The organism is Treponema peruense (assembly GCF_016117655.1).
GTDB classification, from domain to species: domain Bacteria; phylum Spirochaetota; class Spirochaetia; order Treponematales; family Treponemataceae; genus Treponema_D; species Treponema_D peruense.
Map to the genome: position 1 here is coordinate 2620558 of NZ_CP064936.1, position 18942 is coordinate 2639499.

The 18942-nt window shown below is 41.7% G+C and carries 18 protein-coding genes; 4 read left to right on the top strand and 14 right to left on the bottom strand.

All coding sequences use genetic code 11. From position 1 onward, the window contains the following. Positions 1-21: 21 nt before the first annotated feature. The 7 genes from IWA51_RS12095 to IWA51_RS12125 form a co-directional block, all read right to left on the bottom strand. Positions 22-1608 carry a response regulator gene (locus IWA51_RS12095; protein ID WP_198442581.1) on the bottom strand — a complete coding sequence of 529 codons (1587 nt, stop codon included), beginning with the start codon at positions 1606-1608 and terminating at the stop codon, positions 22-24. Positions 1609-1611: 3 nt separating this feature from the next. Continuing rightward, complete coding sequence (locus tag IWA51_RS12100) at positions 1612-3093, bottom strand: sensor histidine kinase (RefSeq protein ID WP_177527744.1); 1482 nt, start codon at positions 3091-3093, stop codon at positions 1612-1614. Between the two features lies 1 nt (position 3094). Next, on the bottom strand, positions 3095-4120 hold the full coding sequence (locus IWA51_RS12105; RefSeq protein ID WP_198442582.1) for an ABC transporter substrate-binding protein: 1026 nt from the start codon (positions 4118-4120) through the stop codon (positions 3095-3097). Between the two features lie 18 nt (positions 4121-4138). Continuing rightward, on the bottom strand, positions 4139-6643 hold the full coding sequence (locus tag IWA51_RS12110) for a bifunctional diguanylate cyclase/phosphodiesterase (protein ID WP_198442583.1): 2505 nt from the start codon (positions 6641-6643) through the stop codon (positions 4139-4141). 143 nt (positions 6644-6786) lie between these two features. Beyond that, positions 6787-7479, bottom strand: coding sequence for an LrgB family protein (locus IWA51_RS12115; protein WP_198442584.1), 693 nt, complete (start codon positions 7477-7479; stop codon positions 6787-6789). Continuing rightward, positions 7476-7856: a CidA/LrgA family protein gene (locus tag IWA51_RS12120; RefSeq protein ID WP_198442585.1), complete on the bottom strand. Its 381-nt coding sequence runs from the start codon at positions 7854-7856 to the stop codon at positions 7476-7478. Before IWA51_RS12120 ends, IWA51_RS12115 begins: the two co-directional genes overlap by 4 nt. Further along, positions 7843-8046: a hypothetical protein gene (locus IWA51_RS12125; RefSeq protein ID WP_198442586.1), complete on the bottom strand. Its 204-nt coding sequence runs from the start codon at positions 8044-8046 to the stop codon at positions 7843-7845. The genes IWA51_RS12120 and IWA51_RS12125 overlap by 14 nt, the downstream gene beginning before the upstream one ends. Positions 8047-8158: 112 nt before the next feature. Here IWA51_RS12125 and IWA51_RS12130 point away from each other — a divergent pair, with 112 nt between their 5' ends. After that, on the top strand, positions 8159-9100 hold the full coding sequence (locus IWA51_RS12130; RefSeq protein WP_198442587.1) for an omptin family outer membrane protease: 942 nt from the start codon (positions 8159-8161) through the stop codon (positions 9098-9100). Positions 9101-9157: 57 nt separating this feature from the next. On the opposite strand, the gene IWA51_RS12135 is transcribed toward IWA51_RS12130, so the two are convergent. The 3 genes from IWA51_RS12135 to IWA51_RS12145 form a co-directional block, all read right to left on the bottom strand. Next, positions 9158-10522 carry an MATE family efflux transporter gene (locus IWA51_RS12135; RefSeq protein ID WP_177527738.1) on the bottom strand — a complete coding sequence of 455 codons (1365 nt, stop codon included), beginning with the start codon at positions 10520-10522 and terminating at the stop codon, positions 9158-9160. 71 nt (positions 10523-10593) lie between these two features. Continuing rightward, complete coding sequence (locus IWA51_RS12140) at positions 10594-11400, bottom strand: leucine-rich repeat domain-containing protein (protein WP_198442588.1); 807 nt, start codon at positions 11398-11400, stop codon at positions 10594-10596. 112 nt (positions 11401-11512) lie between these two features. Next, complete coding sequence (locus IWA51_RS12145; protein WP_198442589.1) at positions 11513-11929, bottom strand: NifB/NifX family molybdenum-iron cluster-binding protein; 417 nt, start codon at positions 11927-11929, stop codon at positions 11513-11515. A 364-nt stretch (positions 11930-12293) separates the two neighbouring features. Between IWA51_RS12145 and IWA51_RS12150 the strand changes: the two genes are divergently transcribed. Next, entirely contained in the window at positions 12294-12710 is a 417-nt protein-coding gene (locus IWA51_RS12150) for an Hsp20/alpha crystallin family protein (RefSeq protein WP_198442590.1), read from the top strand. A 133-nt stretch (positions 12711-12843) separates the two neighbouring features. Beyond that, positions 12844-13761, top strand: a complete 918-nt coding sequence (gene pyrF / locus IWA51_RS12155; protein WP_198442591.1) for an orotidine-5'-phosphate decarboxylase — start codon at positions 12844-12846, stop codon at positions 13759-13761. Position 13762: 1 nt separating this feature from the next. On the opposite strand, the gene IWA51_RS12160 is transcribed toward pyrF, so the two are convergent. Next, positions 13763-14788, bottom strand: a complete 1026-nt coding sequence (locus IWA51_RS12160; RefSeq protein WP_198442592.1) for an LPP20 family lipoprotein — start codon at positions 14786-14788, stop codon at positions 13763-13765. A 79-nt stretch (positions 14789-14867) separates the two neighbouring features. Between IWA51_RS12160 and IWA51_RS12165 the strand changes: the two genes are divergently transcribed. After that, complete coding sequence (locus IWA51_RS12165; protein WP_198442593.1) at positions 14868-15287, top strand: cytidine deaminase; 420 nt, start codon at positions 14868-14870, stop codon at positions 15285-15287. 17 nt (positions 15288-15304) lie between these two features. On the opposite strand, the gene IWA51_RS12170 is transcribed toward IWA51_RS12165, so the two are convergent. The 3 genes from IWA51_RS12170 to IWA51_RS12180 all read right to left on the bottom strand — a co-directional run bounded on the left by IWA51_RS12170 (position 15305) and on the right by IWA51_RS12180 (position 18878). Then, positions 15305-17329: a TRAP transporter permease gene (locus IWA51_RS12170; RefSeq protein ID WP_198442594.1), complete on the bottom strand. Its 2025-nt coding sequence runs from the start codon at positions 17327-17329 to the stop codon at positions 15305-15307. A gap of 78 nt (positions 17330-17407) precedes the next feature. Beyond that, positions 17408-17935, bottom strand: coding sequence for a DUF1850 domain-containing protein (locus IWA51_RS12175; protein ID WP_198442595.1), 528 nt, complete (start codon positions 17933-17935; stop codon positions 17408-17410). Beyond that, positions 17925-18878: a TAXI family TRAP transporter solute-binding subunit gene (locus IWA51_RS12180; RefSeq protein WP_177527730.1), complete on the bottom strand. Its 954-nt coding sequence runs from the start codon at positions 18876-18878 to the stop codon at positions 17925-17927. The genes IWA51_RS12175 and IWA51_RS12180 overlap by 11 nt, the downstream gene beginning before the upstream one ends. Positions 18879-18942: the final 64 nt, after the last annotated feature.

Below are 18942 nucleotides of genomic sequence, written 5' to 3' on the forward strand. Positions count from 1 at the left end.
GCACCCGGCTACCAGGCTGCACTAAAGCAAACAGCAGGAATTTTTGTATTCCCGCGGACTCATACCGGTATTTTTCTTGAAGATAAAACTGAAGTAATGCGGATCATTAAAACCGCACTCGTAGGCAATGTCAGAACCTTTCATATTTGTTTCACGCAGAAGTTTTTTTGCATTTTCTATACGCACGTCGGTAAGAAACTCAATGAAAGTAATTCCGCATTCCTGCGAAAAAATTGTGCTAAAATGATTTGGACTCAAATGAACCGCTTCTGCAACAGAATTAAGGCACGTATCCTGACTGGCAAAATTCTGTTCAATATAAACCTTTGCCTTAAGAATAACGTCACCGTAACGGCCCTGCATTTTTGAATCGCGAAAGTCCAAAACCTTGTCAAGAACACGTTTTATTTCTGAAGCAAGCATTTCTTCACTTACAACGGCCTTGTCCACAAATTCACGGCGAACAACTTCGGGCATAACCTGTTTAACATCGCCACCAAGCTCTTCTATAAGTTTTGAAACCGCCATAATCACATCTACAAGAAGATAAGACGAAACTACGCCAAATGTCTGCGGATTGTTTTTAAGCATATCCATCTGCTGTGAAACAATTGCATCAATTTCGTTGCGGCCGGCATACTTGAGCTTGTCTACAAGAGGATCATTTTCGCGCAGTGAAAGTATACCGCCGCTTGTTTTATTCACATCGTCGGAACTTACGATACGGCTTTTGTTCCAGAAGCGCGTCATTGAAGAAAGGCTGTTTGCGTCTGAATACGAGTCGCCCAACTGCGAAAGATGTTCCACGGTTTTTCCTATTGCCGAAATAACATTGCAGTCAAGATTCTGCGTAACAATATGTTCCACGGCTTCTGCGACACTGTAACTGTCTTCTTCTGTTTCCTTGTCTGAGTTTCCCTTAAGGATAATGACAAAGCGCTCCGGTGAAATAAAAAATGAAACTGTAGCGTCACGTGCATTCATCATAGAAACAAGTCGGGCGCGTGTTTTTGCAATTGAATTTGTGTCGCTGCTATTCTGCCGCAAGTCGCTTACAATAACTTTATAAAAGCGCGCAATCAAATCTATTCCAAGGGACTGCGCCTTCTGCATAAGGGTTACCGCATCTGATTTTTCAAGAACAACTTCTGTAAGAAACAGATTTTTTGCCATAACAGAATTGGACTCGAGTTCTTCTTTAAGTCTGCTTATATCCTGAATTTGCTGACGCTCTTTGTCCAGACGTTCTGCAACTTTATTAAGACTGGCAAAAATTTCGTCGTGTGTGAATGGCTTTAATATATAATCCTCGACACCAATAGAAATTGCCTGCTTTGCATAATCAAATTCATCATGTCCCGAAAGAATAATAATTCTTATCCACGGCTGTATTTTTTTTAACACACGCGCAAGTTCAAGTCCATCCATAAACGGCATTTTAATGTCGGTAATAAGAATGTCGGGCTTTACTTCGTGAATCATCGAAAGCGCAAGTTCACCGTCAGTGGCTTCACCGGCAAAAGTAAAACGCGAATTTTCCCAGTCAATTTTTTTGCGCAAGCCTTCCAGAACAATATGCTCGTCATCAACAATAAAAACGCTGTACATTTATTAAATCCTCCGGTCAGCTTCCTGAACAATACACGGAACAGTAAACGAAATTTTTGCACCAAAACCGCCCATACTTTCAATTTGAATTCCATCTGAAAGCGGTTCTGCACCATCATTATAATAAAGTACAAGTCTTTGGTTAACATTGTAAAGACCGTAAACCGAACTGAGTTTTTCTGTTTCGCAGGAATTAAGCGAAAGTTCATGTCTTACCTGTTCAAGCCTCTCCTGTGAAAAACCCGCGCCGTCATCCTGTACGGTAAAAGTCATAAACTTTTTTGAAGCATCAGAAAAATGTGCGCTGACTTTTAGATGTCCACGGCCACGCTTATTTTTAATTCCGTGATAAATTGCATTTTCCACCAGAGGCTGAAGGCTCAGTTTGAGCATCTTAAAATCGTTAAGAGCCGGGTCTGCTTCAATTTCGTAGTTAAGAATATCTGCATAGCGGATTTTTTGAATTGTAAGATAATTGCGCACGTGGTCAAGTTCCTGGCCAACTGTAATCCATTCGTGTCCGCGGCTTAAGGAAATGCGCAGAAACTCAGAAAAAGCGTGCGTTACTTTTATAACATCTTCTGTCTGCTCTTCTTCGGCAAGCCAGATAATTGTATCAAAAGTATTGTACAAAAAATGCGGGGTAATCTGTGCCTGCAAAGCCTTCATCTCTGCCTTGCGCAAATTTTTCTGTTCTTCTACATTCTGTTTTATAAGGGCGTCAATTTTTTGCGCCATGGAATTAAGGTTGTCTGCAAGATTGTCCAGTTCCAAAACACCCGGAATGTTTACGCGCGAATCAAAGTCACCGTGCGCAATTTTTGTAGAAAGAATTTCCATTTCTGAAATAGGACGGCGCACTGAATCAGAAAGGGCAAGACCTCCGCGAAGGGAAAGAATAACCGCAAAAAGAATAATTCCGGCCTGAATAAGTCCCAATACAATAGAAGAATTTGAAATAGAAATATTTGTTTTGTAGGCAGACTCAATTTCCATAACAATAAATTCCTGCATTATGTCAGAAAAAAGCGCACTGATACTGCGGATTTCGTCAAGTGCAACTTCACTGCTTGCAACAGAACCACCCGACGCAATGTTAACGCCAAGACGACTTACGTTTCTGTAAAGAGTAAGACGCGCACGGGAAGCAACTTCGAGTTTCTGGCGGCTGCGTTTGTCAGACGTAGTCTGTTCAATGCGTGAAAGTCCGTCTTTGATTTCTTCGAGCATTTCATATTGCATGCCTTCGTTGAAAGATTTACGGCCACTTACAATATTCCAAAGTTCATCGGGGATTTCTTTTTTTGCAATACTGTTTATTAAATTGGCAAGACTTACATTTGTAATAATATCATTGTACTGCCTCGAATGAATATTGGAAACAACAACAGAATAAATTGTCGGAACAATCATAAGCGCAATGATAAGAATATAAGTATGCTGAACCCTTTTTATAAGACTGAATTTATTGCGCGAACTTTTCATTTTAAAAACCAACTGCCTGTGTCAAAGAAAAATCATCGTTCTCAGAATAGACACGGCCGTCTACATAAGTCACGCGGGGAATAGTGTTACGGTTGGCGGCTGTCTTTACAAGTTTAATAAGTTCGGGTCCAAGACGCGGATTGCATTCTACAATACAGTTTATCTTTCCTTCCCTGAGTGCCGCCACAGCATCTTTTTCTCCGTCAATGCTCACTATTGTAACATCGCGCCCCGCGTTCACACCGTAAAGTTGCAGCGTATCAAGCGCACCCAAAGACATTGCGTCATTGTGTGAAAAAATAATATCCAGCGAGGAATTTTCCCACGAAAGCGAACCTTCTTTTGCAAAAATGTTTGAAATAATTTCTTTGCCACGTGACCTTAAAAAATCACCGGAAACACTTTTTACAATACAAAAGCGCGGGTCCTGTAAAAGCACTTCCCTGAACCCGGCGGAACGTTCCTTTGCCATGGAAGAATAATCTGTTCCGCGAAGCTCAAGAACATTCAGTTTTTTTGTGGAGTCAGAATATTTTTGCAAAAGGAAACGTGCTGCTTTGCGACCTTCTTCTATTCCGTCTTCACCGATAAAACCGGCATAAAGTGACTCGTCCTGCGTTTTGATTTTTCTGTCTACAACAATAACCGGAATGCGTGCTTCCTTTGCTTCCCTGAGAACATTGTCCCAACCGTCTTCCACAATCGGAACAAAAGCAATTACATCAACGCGGTAAACTATAAAAGAGCGTATTGCCTTAAGCTGATTGGTCTGTTTCTGCTGTGCATCATCGTAAAGAACCTGAATTCCCTGTTCTGCGGCTGCTTCAAAAACAGACCGCGTGTTTTCGGTACGCCACGAACTCTCTGTGCCTATCTGCGAAAAGCCCAGTATTATTTTTGCACCGTCGCGCTCGTCGTCCACGTATATAGTAGACTGAATGTTCAATTTTTTTCTGTCACATGCGCTAAATAAGAAACTAACCGCCGCCGCCAGTCCAATTACAGTAGCAAAACTTTTTTTTAACATAAACTTTCCAAACTTAAATCAAATGGCGGCGGCTCTTTTTCTTGCAAACGCCTCGACATCATTACCAGAAATGGGTTTGCTGAACAGATAGCCCTGAATATAGTCACAGTGGAATGTCTTGAGTTTGTTAAACTGCCACTTGAATTCAACTCCTTCAACAACAAGACGCATATTAAGGGAATGAACCAAGCGCACAATATTTTTAATAAACAAATCGTTCGCACTGTTAAGATAATGATCAATAAGAGACTTGTCCAGTTTGACTGTTTCTACAGGAATATAAGTAAGGTAACTCAAAGAAGAATAACCTGTTCCAAAATCATCAAGCGAAAGGGACACGCCAAGTTTAGTAAACTCGTCAAAAAGTTTTATTGCCTTGTCTTTGTTTTCTATAAAAAGACTTTCTGTAATTTCAATGCAAATAAGTGCCGGCGAAATATCGTACTGCTTGAGAAGAGCGCGCAAAAAGTTAACGTAACCTGTGTCTGAAATCTGTCCGTAAGAATAATTGATGGAAACCTTATGAAGTGCCATTCCGTGACTGCGCCATTCTGCAATCTGCTGCACAACCTTTTCGGTAACTTTGCGTCCTATATCAATTATACAGCCCTTTTCTTCTGCAATGGGAATAAACTGCGACGGCGGAAGTGAATTATCCTTTATTCTTACAAGAGCTTCGTAACCGTAAATTACACCGTTGTCTACATCTATCTGCGGCTGGTACAAAACTTTGAATCCGTCATTTTCAATACAGTCCTTGAGAACAGCTTCTATTTCATCAGTCGTGCTGCGGTCTGTTTTCATTGTCTCGCGGAAGAAAGTACATCTGTTTTTTCCTGCACGCTTGGACTCGTACATTGCAATGTCGGCATTTACAATAAGTTCGTCAGGGCTGGAACAATTCAAAGAAGAAGCCACACCCATGCTTGCCTGAACATAAACTTTTGTATTTTTATATTCAACTGGGTCGCTGAAAATTCCCTGAAGTCTTACAAGATCGTGGCTGTCCTCGTCAAAATTTTCACCGCTGTACAATACAAAAAATTCGTCACCGCCAAAACGTGAAATAAAGAAAACACGGTCTTCGGCAAGCTTAAGGAAACGTGCAGAAATCTGCCTGAGCACTTCGTCACCAAAAGAATGTGTATAAAAATCGTTTATACTCTTGAAGTTGTCAATATCCAGAAGGATTCCGTAAAATTCTTTTTTCCTGCCGAACATTGCTTCTATCTTTGGCTGTGTCATAAAACGATTGGGCAATTTGGTAAGATAGTCATGGCGCGCCATATATTCCATCTCGTTGCGTGATTCCACAAGTTTGCGTGCATGGCAGCTGGAAGAAATTCTTGAAGTTTCGGCAATGATAAGAAGAGCACCAAGTGACAGAACAAGAAAAATGCAAGGTGCAAGAATTTTTGCATAAGCTTTAATGGCAGATATTTTTTTATTTATTATGACAGCATCTTTGGGAAGCTTTGATTCGTCCAGATTAAACCTTTGTATTACATCATTGTCAAAATAGAAAAGACCTTCCGTATTTCTCTTGAGGGAAATAAAATTCATATTTGTTCCTTCAAGAATATCCAGTACAAGCAAAGCAGCATTTCTTGCTTCCGTTTCAAAGTCTACGGTTTTGCCTCCAAGAATTCCCTGTCCGAGACCGTTTGTATTGTAGCGGTAAACGGGAATTTTGGAATGTTTTACAATAAATTCCACCTGTGACGCACTTGAATATACATTTCCCTGTTTATCATCTACGGCGCTCAGGAACATCAGAATCGTAGAATCATCAAGATTTGAAAGACTTGAAGCAAATTCAAAATGTGAAAGACTTGTTGTGTTTATTCCGTAAAAATCAAAGTTCTTGTACTCGGTTTTATAACGGTTTGCAAAATTTCTAAACTGAATCCAGTCGCCGTAACCTGTAGGTGTTTCATCATAAATTGCGGTTACAGATTTTGCACCGGGGTTAAGCCTGAGCGCAACGTTCAGTGTGTCTTCAAGGAAAATTTCTTCTGCATAACCTGTTATTAACGGACGGGCAACGGCTCTATTTGCATGGGAAATGCTGTTTACGCAGAAAAAGACAATGGGAATTCCGGCAAAAAGTTCATCTTGATATTTTTCTCCAAAATCAAGGGCAGCATCATCTGCAAGAAGTATTGCATCGTACTTGTATTTGATTGTATTGAGCTTGTATTTGAGTGACTTATAGAAATTGTCCACAACCTCACTTTCTGTAAAGCGCTTTGTGTCCATGAATTCTACATCAAAAGAAATATTGTTTTCGTCAAAAACTGAATGAATTCCGCGTATTTGTCTGAGAACACTGAAATACGTTATATCGTAGGAACTTATGAAAAGTACATGGGCTTCGGGAGATTCAATTTCTTTGTAATAATCACTCTGAGCGATTTTTTTCCCGTAAAGAGCCGCGATGAGAAAAAACACACTGGCTATTATTCCCACAGTAGCGGAAACAATAAAAAACGATGTTATGAATCTTCTTCTTTTGCTTAACATATCGAAAAATCAAAATCCTGTTATTGGTTTTTCTCACCTTTATTTTGTTATTTTTTCTATTATACTACAGTAATCTGCATAAAGCAACAAACAAAACCCGTCTTCCCGTTAATTACCTGTAAAAAGAAGACTTACGCCGCTGTTCAAATAAACTGGGCAAAAACAGATGCACCAACTACGGTAAGAAGACCTGCTACGGCTATTGAAAGACCACTCATTGCACCTTCGACTTCACCCATCTGAATGGCGGCGGCGGTACCCAAAGCATGGGCCGAAGTTCCTATGGCAACGCCTTTTGCAATCGGGTCGTTTATATGGAAGATTTTGCAGATTTTTGCAGCAAAAAGATTGCCCAGATTTCCTGTTATGATAATCATCACGACAGTAATCGGAACAGAACCGCCCAATTCTTCTGCAAGTGGAAGACCTATAGCCGTAGTAATTGATTTTGGCAGCATAGAAACATATTCTGTGTGGCCGATTTTAAACAGAATGCACATTACAAGAATAAACACAAAGTTTGTAAGAACACCAGCCACAATTCCGCCTATAATGGCAGGCCAGTTGCGCTTGAGTTTTTCAAACTGCTGGTAAAGGGGAATTGCAAGACACACGGTTGCAGGTGTAAGAAGATCTGACACAAGTTTTGCACCCAGTTCATACGACTCGTAGGAAATACCGGTGGCCAGCAAAAAAACAATACACAATGTAATGGAAACAATCAGCGGACTGAACAAAAAGAATTTTGTCTTTTTATGAAGCCATACGCCAATCATGTAAGTAAAAAGCGTCAGAAAAACACCAAAAAATACTGAATTTTCGCAGAATTCCTTCATTTTTCTTTACCTTCCTTTTCTGAATCTTTTTTTGACATTATTTTCATTATAAACTGCGTCACAAGTCCCGTTACGACCATAACAATAAACGTAGAAAAAACTGCAATTACCGTAAATTGAATTCCGTATTTTTTCATGAGAGGAATAGCGCTTATAAAACCGACACTCGGCGGAACAAAAAGCAGCGGCATTATGTCCAGAAGAAAATCGCCGGTTTCCTGTACAGCAGAAAGTTTGAAAATCTTAAACTTAAGACACGCAAACATTATTACCAGTCCGTAAATGCTTGCCGGTACAGGAAGCGGAATAAGATGGTTAAGAGTTTCACCGATAAATGAAACAATCAGAATAATTGTAAACTGTTTAAGAAACTTCATACACAACCCCAAATAAAGACAAGCGGCGTAAAAATGCCGAAAACTGCGGTAACGAAGAAATTGTTCCGGCAAAAACAAAAAAGTCCAGAAACGCAAGCAGAAAATAAACTGCACGCTTTGTTCTGCAAACAGACAAAGGCTTTGGAGCAAGAGCGTCCAGTACATTCAAGTCCTGAAAGCACGCCTTCAATCTCTAATTTCATTTCATGCACCTTTTTAGCGAAAAGATTCTACAGTTTTGTCTGACTTTTTGGAATAGGTTCCACTTGTAAACAACAGCCTTTTTATATAAAATTCAGTATATGAAAAAGAAAGTACTTGTCCTTTCTGCATTTTTACTGACATCCGCGGCTTTTTGCACAACAAAATCATCAGGTACGCCCGGCAAAGAATTTTACATCCAGACACAAACCGGGGCTGTTTACGGCAGCATGGAAAAATTTCTTTACTCAAGTGCACTTACCGACCGCGCAGTAAGCCGTCTTGTCTGGGAAATAAAGCCTTTATGGTATTTTGGTCTTCTTGGCGGAACAAAACTCGGTAACTTTGAAGCACAAATTGAATTCAACGGAGCACTTTCTTTAAGGTCCGGCAGAATGTTTGACTATGATTTTACCACTGACGGAACACTTACCACGTATTCTGTCCACGAAGAAACAGCCGTACACAGTGCACAGACTTCCATTGGGCTTAATTACGCATTGTTCCGCACAAAAAATGTGGATTTGAAAACCGCCGTAGAAGTTTTTTATTCGTACAATTCGTTTACGGCAAGAAACGGCTACGGCTGGTACGGAATGAATCTTCCCGAAGATAATCCTGGCAACTGTTTTTATGAAGCAGGACGTCTTTACGGAATAGACTACAGCCGCCACTCTTTTTATACATTTGCAGGAATTGCAGCAGAGTTGCGTTCAGGTCCGCACTGGGGCTTTACTTTTGAACTTATGGTGTCTCCTTTTGCATATATTTCGGGACTGGATCACCATCTTAACGCCTCTGAGGGAACACACTACATGGAAGTACAGTACGCTCTGTTTAAGGCCATGAAATCTTCATTCGGAATATACGTCAACTTTGGCACAATGCGTGCTTCACTTACATGCAGCGGCCTTGTCCAAAGTTTGCAAAAAGGTACGCTCTACCACGATTACTGGAGTGAAAATCTTTCCCGTTCAGACCAGCCATGCGCTTCAAAAAACAGCACCGCAAACATCTGCCTTTCCTTAAGAAAATACTTTTAAGCGCCTCTGTTTTGAATAGGACCGACCCCGAACAAAAAACGCCAGACCCGCGCAAAATTACTTTTTGTCCTTAAGTGACGAATAGCAGACCAGAAACAGCACAAAGGACGTAACTGCCGAAGTTGTAGAAGCAATCGGTTCGGACCAGAAAATGCCGTTAACGCCCATAAAATGTGGCAGAACAAGTGCCAGAGGAATAAGAAGAATTACCTTTCTTAAAAGAGCCACGAATATAGAAGTCTTTGCACGGCCAAGCGCAACAAATGTTCTTTGTGCCGCCATCTGCACGCCAAAAATCCAGACTGCACCAAAATAAACCGGCATTAAACTTACCGCAAGTGAAATAAGCTGCGCATCGGAAGTAAAAATAGAAACAAATGTTTTTGGGAATGCAAGAATAATTACTGCCGCCGCCACTGAAGCTGCGAATGAAATATAAATCATTCTTTTTATTGTAGTACGCACTCGCTTTAAGTTACCGGCACCGTAATTGTAGCTTACAATAGGCTGAACACCGTCTGTGAATCCCTGAATAGGAATATAGCAGACCTGCATAAGACTCTGCATAATTGTCATTGCACCAACGTAGATGTCACCGCCAAACTTCTGCAGCCCCGTATTGAATACAACAGAAATTGCACTTTCTGTGGCAGACATAATAAAAGGCGACAGTCCCAAAGCAGAAATTTTTGCCGCAACCGCCGGCTTAAATTTAAGGATTGCAGGACTTATTCTTAGCGACGATTTTTTTGAACAGAGAAATATTACTATCCATACAGTGCTTATGGCCTGGCTTATTACTGTAGCAACAGCCGCACCCTTGACGCCCATGTCAAAAACAAAAATAAAGACAGGGTCAAGAATAATATTTGCAACAGCCCCAATTACTATAGAAAGCATTGCTGTTCCGGCAAAACCCTGCGCATTTATAAAAGGGTTAAGACCAATGGAAAGCTGAACAAAAATCGTTCCAGCCATATAAATTCTTAAATAATCCTGCGCATACGGAATAGTAGCTTCACTTGCCCCGAAAGCCATAAGAACAGGACGCATAAAAATCTGAAAGATTACTGTAAGAAGAACAGCAAATGCAACCAGAAGAATTACTGCATTCCCCAGAATTGATTCGGCGCGCGATTTTGCATTTTTGTCATGCTCGCTTTTGCCGAGTTCTATTGCTGCAAGCGGCGCGCCTCCCGCTCCGGCAAAAAGACTGAATGCAGAAACCAGCGTTATTATAGGAAAGCAGATGCCTACTCCGGTAAGGGCCAGAGATGCAGCGCTGTCTATGTGACCAATATAAATTCTGTCTATAATATTGTAGAGAATGTTAATAACCTGCGCTACTATTGAAGGAAGCGCAAGTTTAAGCATGAGGGAACCCAAAGGTGCAGTTCCCAGCTGTGATTTTGAATTATCCATTTTTCCTTCTTACGCGTGAGCGCACACGTAAATAAGACAGTTGTGCAGCAACTGAAGTTTTCAGAACAACTCTATTTGAGTTGTTCTGAAATACGTTCATCTGCCAGGCGGTTAAACGGGCCGTTGCGGCACCAGCCTTCTGCATAGGAACCCTGTCTGCAGTAGATTTTTGTATTTTTGTCAAAGGCACTCAGTTCAATGTAGTCCACAGATTCGGGAAGGAAAACTTTCACTTTATTTAAACAGCCGGCAAATGCTTCATCAGAAATACTGGTTACTCCTTCGCTTACTCTTATTGAAGAAGCGTTGCAGTTATAGAAGGCGCGGCGACCTATTCCCTTTGCACCTGCCGGGGTCTGCAGTTTTTCGTCACTTCCGTTGTAGAAAAGAAGCATTCCGTTTGAAGTATTGAGCATCATGCCGTTTTCGTAACGGTAAACTTTGTTTGTAGGAAGATATGTGCCGCTGTTAGGAAAAGCGTCACGCGCACATTCTGTTAAATTATCGGGAATGACTATATTTTTAATGCCTGTGCAGCCTGCAAAAGCGCGTTCCTTTATTCCGGTTATGGAGTCGGGAAGAGTTATTGACTCAAGGCTTACACAGTCGGCAAAAGAATCGGCTGTTATTGTCGTAATTCCCGCAGGAATTTCTATTGAATTCAAAAATGCGCAGTTTTTAAAGGCACCGCGCTCTATTGCCACTACCGAAGAGGGAATTTCTATTTCTTTAAGATTTACGCAGTCGGCAAAGGCATTTTCACCGATAACAAGAACGCCTTCGGGAATATGTACGGAACATATTGCGCGATGATTGGGAATTGTAGCCGCAGTAATTTCTGTAACGCCTTCGGGAATACTGAATTCAACTTTTTCCATAATTTCTCCCATCAGATTTTTTATACTCCTCCATTAAAAATTCATGAGTAAATCTTCAGATTTAGGAACAACATTTACGTACAATAATAATACCGTTCCTTTTGTATTTCAATCAATGAACCGTATTTACAGGTTTAAAAAATGAGTTTTCCAGAGAAAGGGGCGGATCTTTTTTTTCATGACCGTGTTCGTGATGATGGCTGCAGTTTGGAACAGAAGTATATTCAAGTTTGCCAGCAAGATAATCCTTAACCGCAGCGTCGCAGTCCCCTTTTACACCGGCAGCAACCTTAATATTCTGTTCGGAAAGTGCTTCCATTGCCCCGGAACCTATACCACCGCAAATCAAAACCGTAACGCCAAGACTGCTTAAAAAAACAGCAAGCGCTTCGTGCCCCTGACCGTTTGTATTGATTACACCTGAGTCAGAAATACAATTGTTCTCTATAGAATAAACTTTAAAATCTTCTGTGTGACCAAAATGCTGGAATATTTCACCGTTTTTGTAAGTGACTGCGATTTTTGTCATTTTTCCCCCATATAATAAATTGCAGTTAAAATATAAACAAAATTCCGGCAAGTTTCCAGTTAAACCGCTTCCAAATGACGCAAATTTTACTGCATCCGGAATAGATACTGGGTAAATTTAACACACTTTAATGAGTCAAAACGACACATTTGATTCAAATTGAACTTGCCAAGACCGCTCTGTTACGGAACAAACGCGTTTTGCAGGTAAAAATGTCCCTAAATTCAGCCTGAATGAAGAAAACAGTGCTTAAAAACAGTAAATTTTCACTTGAATCAAAGTTGGCACGGTTTCTGCTATATAGTAAGTGTAAGCAACAAAAAGCTTACCTAAAATCTTATACAAACCTTATGGAGGTAATATTATGAACGAACTTTCACTTTTGGACACACTTTTTGGAAACGACGGTACAATGCCATCTTTCTACACTCGCGCATGCACTCCGAATGTTGATGTAAAAGAGACAAAGGATGCATACATTCTTACCATGGATTTGCCTGGCAGAAATGAAAACGATGTGGAAATCGGTCTTAAAGATGACATTCTTACAATTGCTTCTGTAGAAAAAGCTGAAACAAAAGAAGAGAAAAAGGAAGACAAAGAAGAATTCTCATGGCTTATCCACGAGCGCCATTCTTCTTCTTTCAAACGCACCTTCTCTCTTCCGAAGGACATTAATCCTGAAGCCGTTACTGCGGTTTTCAAGAACGGTGTTCTTACCGTAAGAATCGAGCGCAAGGCTGCTGCTTCTGCAAAGAAGATTGCAATCCGCGTTGACTGATGTTAACGGCCGCTTAGGCTGAAACCCCCGGAACTTTGTGATCCATCCCGCAGAGTTCCGGGGGTTATTTTTTTTGAATTTTACTTTTGTCTTAAACTGGTTTAAATAGACTTTTTCTGCTATACTTGTTGCCATGAAACACAATATGCAGATTTTACAGGAACTTGCGGCCGCAAATGGTCCGCTTTGTGTAGGTTTGGACACCGACCCGTCCTATATTCCGCCCTCTGTTCTGGCAAAGTATGATTCACCGGCACAGGCTGTTCTTGCTTACAATACAGAAATTATTGACCGTGTTGCCACAGCAAAAAGCGCCTGCTGTTTTAAGGTACAGATTGCCTATTACGAAGCCATGGGACTTGAAGGAATGCGTGTTTACGAACAGACTCTCAAGGCTGTAAAAAAGTCGGGACTGGCCTGCATTTCTGACATCAAGAGAGGTGACATTGCGGCAACTGCAGGTGCATACGCGCGCGCTCATTTTTCCGGTGATTTTGAAACAGACATTATTACGATTAATCCTTACATGGGTTTTGATACCTTAAAACCGTTTACAGAATATGCGCAGAAGGCCGGAAAGGGAATGTTTGTACTTTTAAGAACAAGTAATCCCGGTATGACAGATATTGAACAGAAGGAACTTAAAGAAGGCGGCCGTGTTCTTGACGGTGTAGGTGCCGAACTTGAACGCCTTTCAAAAGAATTTGCTTCTTTCTACCCGGAACAGACATGCAGTCCGGTAGGTGCCGTCGTAGGCTGTACAGAAGAAAGCGATGCAAAGGCCCTGAGGGAAGCTTACCCCGATATTTTCTTCCTTATACCGGGATACGGTGCACAGGGTGGGGCCGCGAGAATAGCTGCCACTCTTCTTAAAAACGCCGGCGGCACCGTCAATTCTTCACGCGGAATTCTCTGCGCCTGGAAAAAGTCACCGACCTGCCTTCAGAAAGAACAGGACGGTTCTCTTACCATGGACGATATCGGAGACGCAGCCGGAGCGGCAGCAATAGAAGCAAAAAACGATCTGCTTTCTGCCTTTGCCGCACTCTGAACTAAAGCTTTTTGTTCAGTGTATTTTTCAAATCACCGGGAAGAGTTTCGCGTATTTTTGCAGAAATTTTTCCCAGTGAATCACGTTGCATCTTCTTTTGTGAGAATGCCAGCGATTTTTCGGCAGAATCAACAAAGCAGGTGTAAAGATTTGTTCCGTAATAATTCAACTCGATTATTGCCGACGGTTTTCCTACATAAATGGGGTCTTCGCCGCTTTCGCCTTCTTTTGTTTCATTCATTTCTACAGTTACGTCAGCACGGTAAGCGCAGGCCGACGCTGTTCTCGCAACAGAAAATCCAGCTTCCTTAAGAGAGTCACTCACGGCTGCTTCTACCAGACCGCCTTCATCTCCTTTTGTATAAACATACACTGTACATCCCGCGAGACTTTGTGCAGTAAGCGCGGGCAACTTTTTTAACGCCGCGTACTCTTTGGAAAATGCATTTTCTGTCAAAGGGCTGCATATTGTGTCTGCAACAGAAAGCCGTGAACGCAAAGTGTCTGCTTCCTGAACTGCATTTGAATACCAGATATAGGCCCTGAACGGATCACACTCTGCTGCATGGTCGTATATTGCAAAAAATTCGTCTGATGCGGCGGCAACTTTGGGGCGGTACTGTTCCCAGGCTTTTTCGCGCTCTATGTAAACTGCCACGTACCAGACTTTGGCGCTTTTGTAGTATTCTGTATAATTCAATTCTGAAAATTCAAACTGCGAATCTATAGTGCTGGTCTGTTTAAGCCGGCGGTTTACTTCGCTTTTGGAACCTGATTCTGAAACAGCTTCTGTTTTTGCAACAACCTGTGTTTTTACCGAAGTGCTTATATAGCGGCTCAACTGTGCAAGTGCATCTGCAGCGGCCGCTTCCTTTGAGGCGCCATCTCCTACCTGGCAAAGATATTTGCTCTGCGGATACACTGCATTTGCAGAAACAAGCCATTCGGGCGCCGGCGGCTGTTGGGCACATGAAAACAAAAATACGGCAAGACACGTCGCAATTATCGACAAAATTCCCTTTTTCATAATAAATCCTTTTTTGTACAAGAAAATATACGGAAGACTAAAAATTGAATTTTTTACAGCTTCCTCTTATAATTATAATATGAAAAACAAAAATGAACAGACAAATACAGAAGAACTTGTAAAAAAAGCAATGAAAATGCTTGAATTCTCATATGCACCCTATTCAAACTTTCATGTAGGGGCCGCACTTCTTGGAACAAACAATAAAATATACACCGGCTGCAACATAGAAAACGCCGCTTACGGCCCAAGCAACTGCGCTGAACGTACTGCATTTTTTAAGGCTGTAAGTGAAGGCTGCAAAGAATTCAGGGCCATTGCAATAGTCGGTGGCCCCAAAGGCATTGTAAGCGACTACTGTCCCCCGTGCGGAGTCTGCCGGCAGGTAATGGCAGAATTCTGTACGCGGGATTTTAAGATAATTCTTGCAAAAAGTATGACCGAGCAAAAGATCTTTACGCTGGAAGAACTTCTGCCCCAGTCATTCAGCCTGCAATAAAAGCAAGACAGAATAATTTATTTTGCAGTGGCGGTTTTGCGTTCGATGCGGTTTCGTACAAGCTGCCATGCAATAAGAACTGCAATAATGGAAAGTCCTATTACATCGCTGTAAGTTTCGGGAACCACGCACATAAGACCGGCGGCGGCAAAAAGAATTCTTTCTACAACAGACACCTTTCTGAAAGCATAACCTTCCAAAGCAACACTGAATCCGAACATACCTACAAGGGCAGTAACACAAATTCCTATTACACCCGAAACAGTTGTTCCAATCATAAGCATCTGCGGATTGAACACAAATATGTACGGAATAATAAACGCACCTATGGCAAGCTTTGTTGCATTGAATGCCGTCTTCATTGGCTTTGCTTTGGCTATTGCGGCTCCGGCTATTGCAGCGAGGGCTACGGGCGGCGTAATGTCGGCAATAATTCCAAAGTAAAAGGCAAACATGTGTGCGGCAAGAGGCTCAAAACCAAGCCCTATAATTGCCCCGGCAGTAATTGTCGAAGTAATAAGATAGTTGGCCGTAGTCGGAGCACCCATTCCCAATATAATAGAAGAAATCATTGTAAGGAACAAAGTGATAAATGCAATTCCGTGGGAAATTGAAATAAGTCCAGCGCCAAATTTAAGACCGATTCCCGTAAGAGTAACAATTCCAATAATAATGCCGGCCATTGCACAGGCGATTGCTACGCTGATTATATTTCTTGCGGCAGAACACATTACTTCAAGAAGGTCGTTGAAACCAAAAGTAGGTTTGCGTCCGTGTGCAAGATCTACAAAAGACGTAACAAGACCAATAAGAAGACAGCTTACAATTCCCATAATGGCGGCGTAAACTGCAGTTTTTCCCATACAAAGGAAAGTTACAATTACCACCAGAGGAAGAAGCATATATCCCTTTCTGAGGAACAGCGGAAGAAATTTAGGAAGCTGCTCACGCGGAAGTCCCTTAAGTCCAAGTTTGTGTGCTTCGAGATGAACCGTAATAAAAATTCCCGTAAAATACAGAATAGCCGGAATAACAGCGGCTTTTACGATTGTGATGTAAGGAAGACCAAGACTTTCTGCCATAAGAAAAGCCGCAGCGCCCATAATAGGCGGCATAAGCTGACCGCCGGTAGAAGCAGCTGCCTCTACAGCGCCTGCAAATTCGCTTTTGTAACCGAGCTTTTTCATCATGGGAATAGTAAAACTTCCCGAACCTACAGTGTTTGATACAGAACTGCCCGAAACTGTTCCCAAAAGGGCGCTTGTAAGAACAGCAACTTTTGCAGGTCCTCCCGAAGCACCTCCTGCAATTGAATTGCATATATCAATAAAGAACTGTCCTATTCCGGTTTTTTCGAGCAGCGCACCGAACAGTATAAAAAGAAAGATAAATGTAGAACACGCGCCGATTGGTGTTCCCATAATTCCTTCTGTATTATAGAAAAGATGTGTTGCTACGCGCTCAAGGCTGTAACCGCGGTGGTTAAGAAAGCCCGGAAGATAGCGGCCGACAAACGCATACAGAATAAAGCACGCGGCAATAATCATAATGGGCAGGCCTACAATTCTGCGGCAGCTTTCAAAAAGAATCAGAATTCCGGCTACGGCAACAATTACATCCAGGCTCTGGTACATTCCTGCACGGCGCACAATGTTCTGGAAATTGATTACAATGTACATCCAGCAGGCTGCCCCCAAAAGTCCAAGCACTACATCGTACCAGGGCAGCGTATCTTTTGGGCTTTTTTTTGTAGCCGGAAAAAGCAGAAATGCCAGCAGCTGAACAAATGCCAAGTGTGTAGCGCGAAGAATCTGCGCTGTTATTGCACCCGACAAAGTGGCATAAAGTTGAAAAAAACAAAAACAGACTGAAACTACAACTGTAATATACTGACGCCAGCATTTGTGTTCACGGTAGGCATGCTCGCGGTCAAGATTGCGCATGAGATCTTTCATCTCATTTTCATTGGAAGTCGGAAGAATATTTTCTATTACTACGTGTTCAGAAGTAGAAGTTTCCGCGTCCCTGTTCAAATCATCCATCAATTCCTCCTGCGTGTGTAAAAATTTTATTGAGAGTCTCCAAAAAGCCAGTTTACCGGATTTTTACAGATGCCCTATTCAAAGTTTGTGTACCGCATATTCAAGTAAAGGAACCTTTTTTACTTTTATAAGAACCGAAGTCTGCGGTGCAAAAAAGTCCTTTAAGAAAAACTCTCTGTTCCCGATAGTAATTGAATGTTCTGCAATAACACCGACTGCCATCAAAAGATTTGGAATACGTCGGTTAAGGCCACTTATCTTATATTCATCTTCGTTCAATGAAAAAACTGCACCGCTTGTTTCAGAAGCCTCCGGGATTCCGGCTCCGTAAGAAACAAAAGAAGTTGCATCTACTACAAGTTCATTGTCACTTGTGCAGGAATAATAATCATGTACGCGTCCTTTGTTTACAGAATGTGTGTAGGAAATGCAAAACCCGCTGAGCGCCTGTTTTGAATAAAATCTGGAACCTGCGGATTTTGCATTGCTTATCGAAACAGTTTTTACAGCCGGAATAAATGCGGTGGCTGCAAACAAAACTGCAAGTACTGCGGCGGAAACCAGACACAATACATGACGGCTTCCGCGACGGCTCTTATTGAGCAAGACCAAGTTCCTTAAAGTACTTGAGTGCGCCTGCATGGAACGGAACAGAAATTCCAGTTACAGCTGCGGCGGCTGAAACTTCTTTTCCCTTTGCGTGAGCCTGTGAAAGTTCGTCAAGGTTTTCGAACAATGCTTTTGTCATTGCATAAACTGTTGCTTCGTCAAGATTTGCATTTACAGCGATTGTTGCTTTTATTGCAAGAGCTGCTACATCTTCTTCTGAACCTTTGTATGTTCCACCGGGAATTATTGTCTTTGTATAGAAGGAATATTTTTTGCAGATTTTTTCTGCGGCTTCACCATCTACTGGAATAAGTACGAGTCCGTTTGTGAATGCAAGTTCCTGAAGAGCAGAATTTGGTACGCCGGCTGTAATAAAACATGCATCAAGTGTATTGTTCTGAAGTCCTTCTGCAGATTCTTTGAAAGAAAGATTGTTTTTTACAATGTCGTCAAATGTAAGTCCGTATCCTTCGAGAATCTGTTTTGCATTGAATTCAACTCCGCTGCCGGCGTCTCCTATTGAAACGCGCTTTCCCTTAAGGTCGGCGATGGTTTTTATTCCGCTTTTCTTTGAAGCCGCAATCTGTACAACTTCGGGATAAAGGGTTCCGATTGTGAGAATGTTGGGAAGTTTCTGTCCTTCGAACATGTCTGTTCCGTTGTAGGCATAATCCATAACATCATTCTGAACGATTGCATATTCTGCGTCTCCTTTGCTTATGAGACGAAGATTTTCTGCAGAAGCACCTGTTGCCTGTGCTGTTACGTTCATATTTTCTATTTTTGTGTTCCATATATTTGCTACAGCTCCACCAAACGGATAATATGTTCCGCTTGTTCCGCCGGTTGCGATGATGTAATTTTTCTTTGCCGGTGCGCAACCTGTAAGAACGGCTGCTGCTGCAATTAACGAAAGTACTGCTGTGAGACTCTTTTTCATAATATACCTCTATTCTTTTAAAAGATAGTTAATTCTACTATATACTGCGCAATAAGTTCAAGAA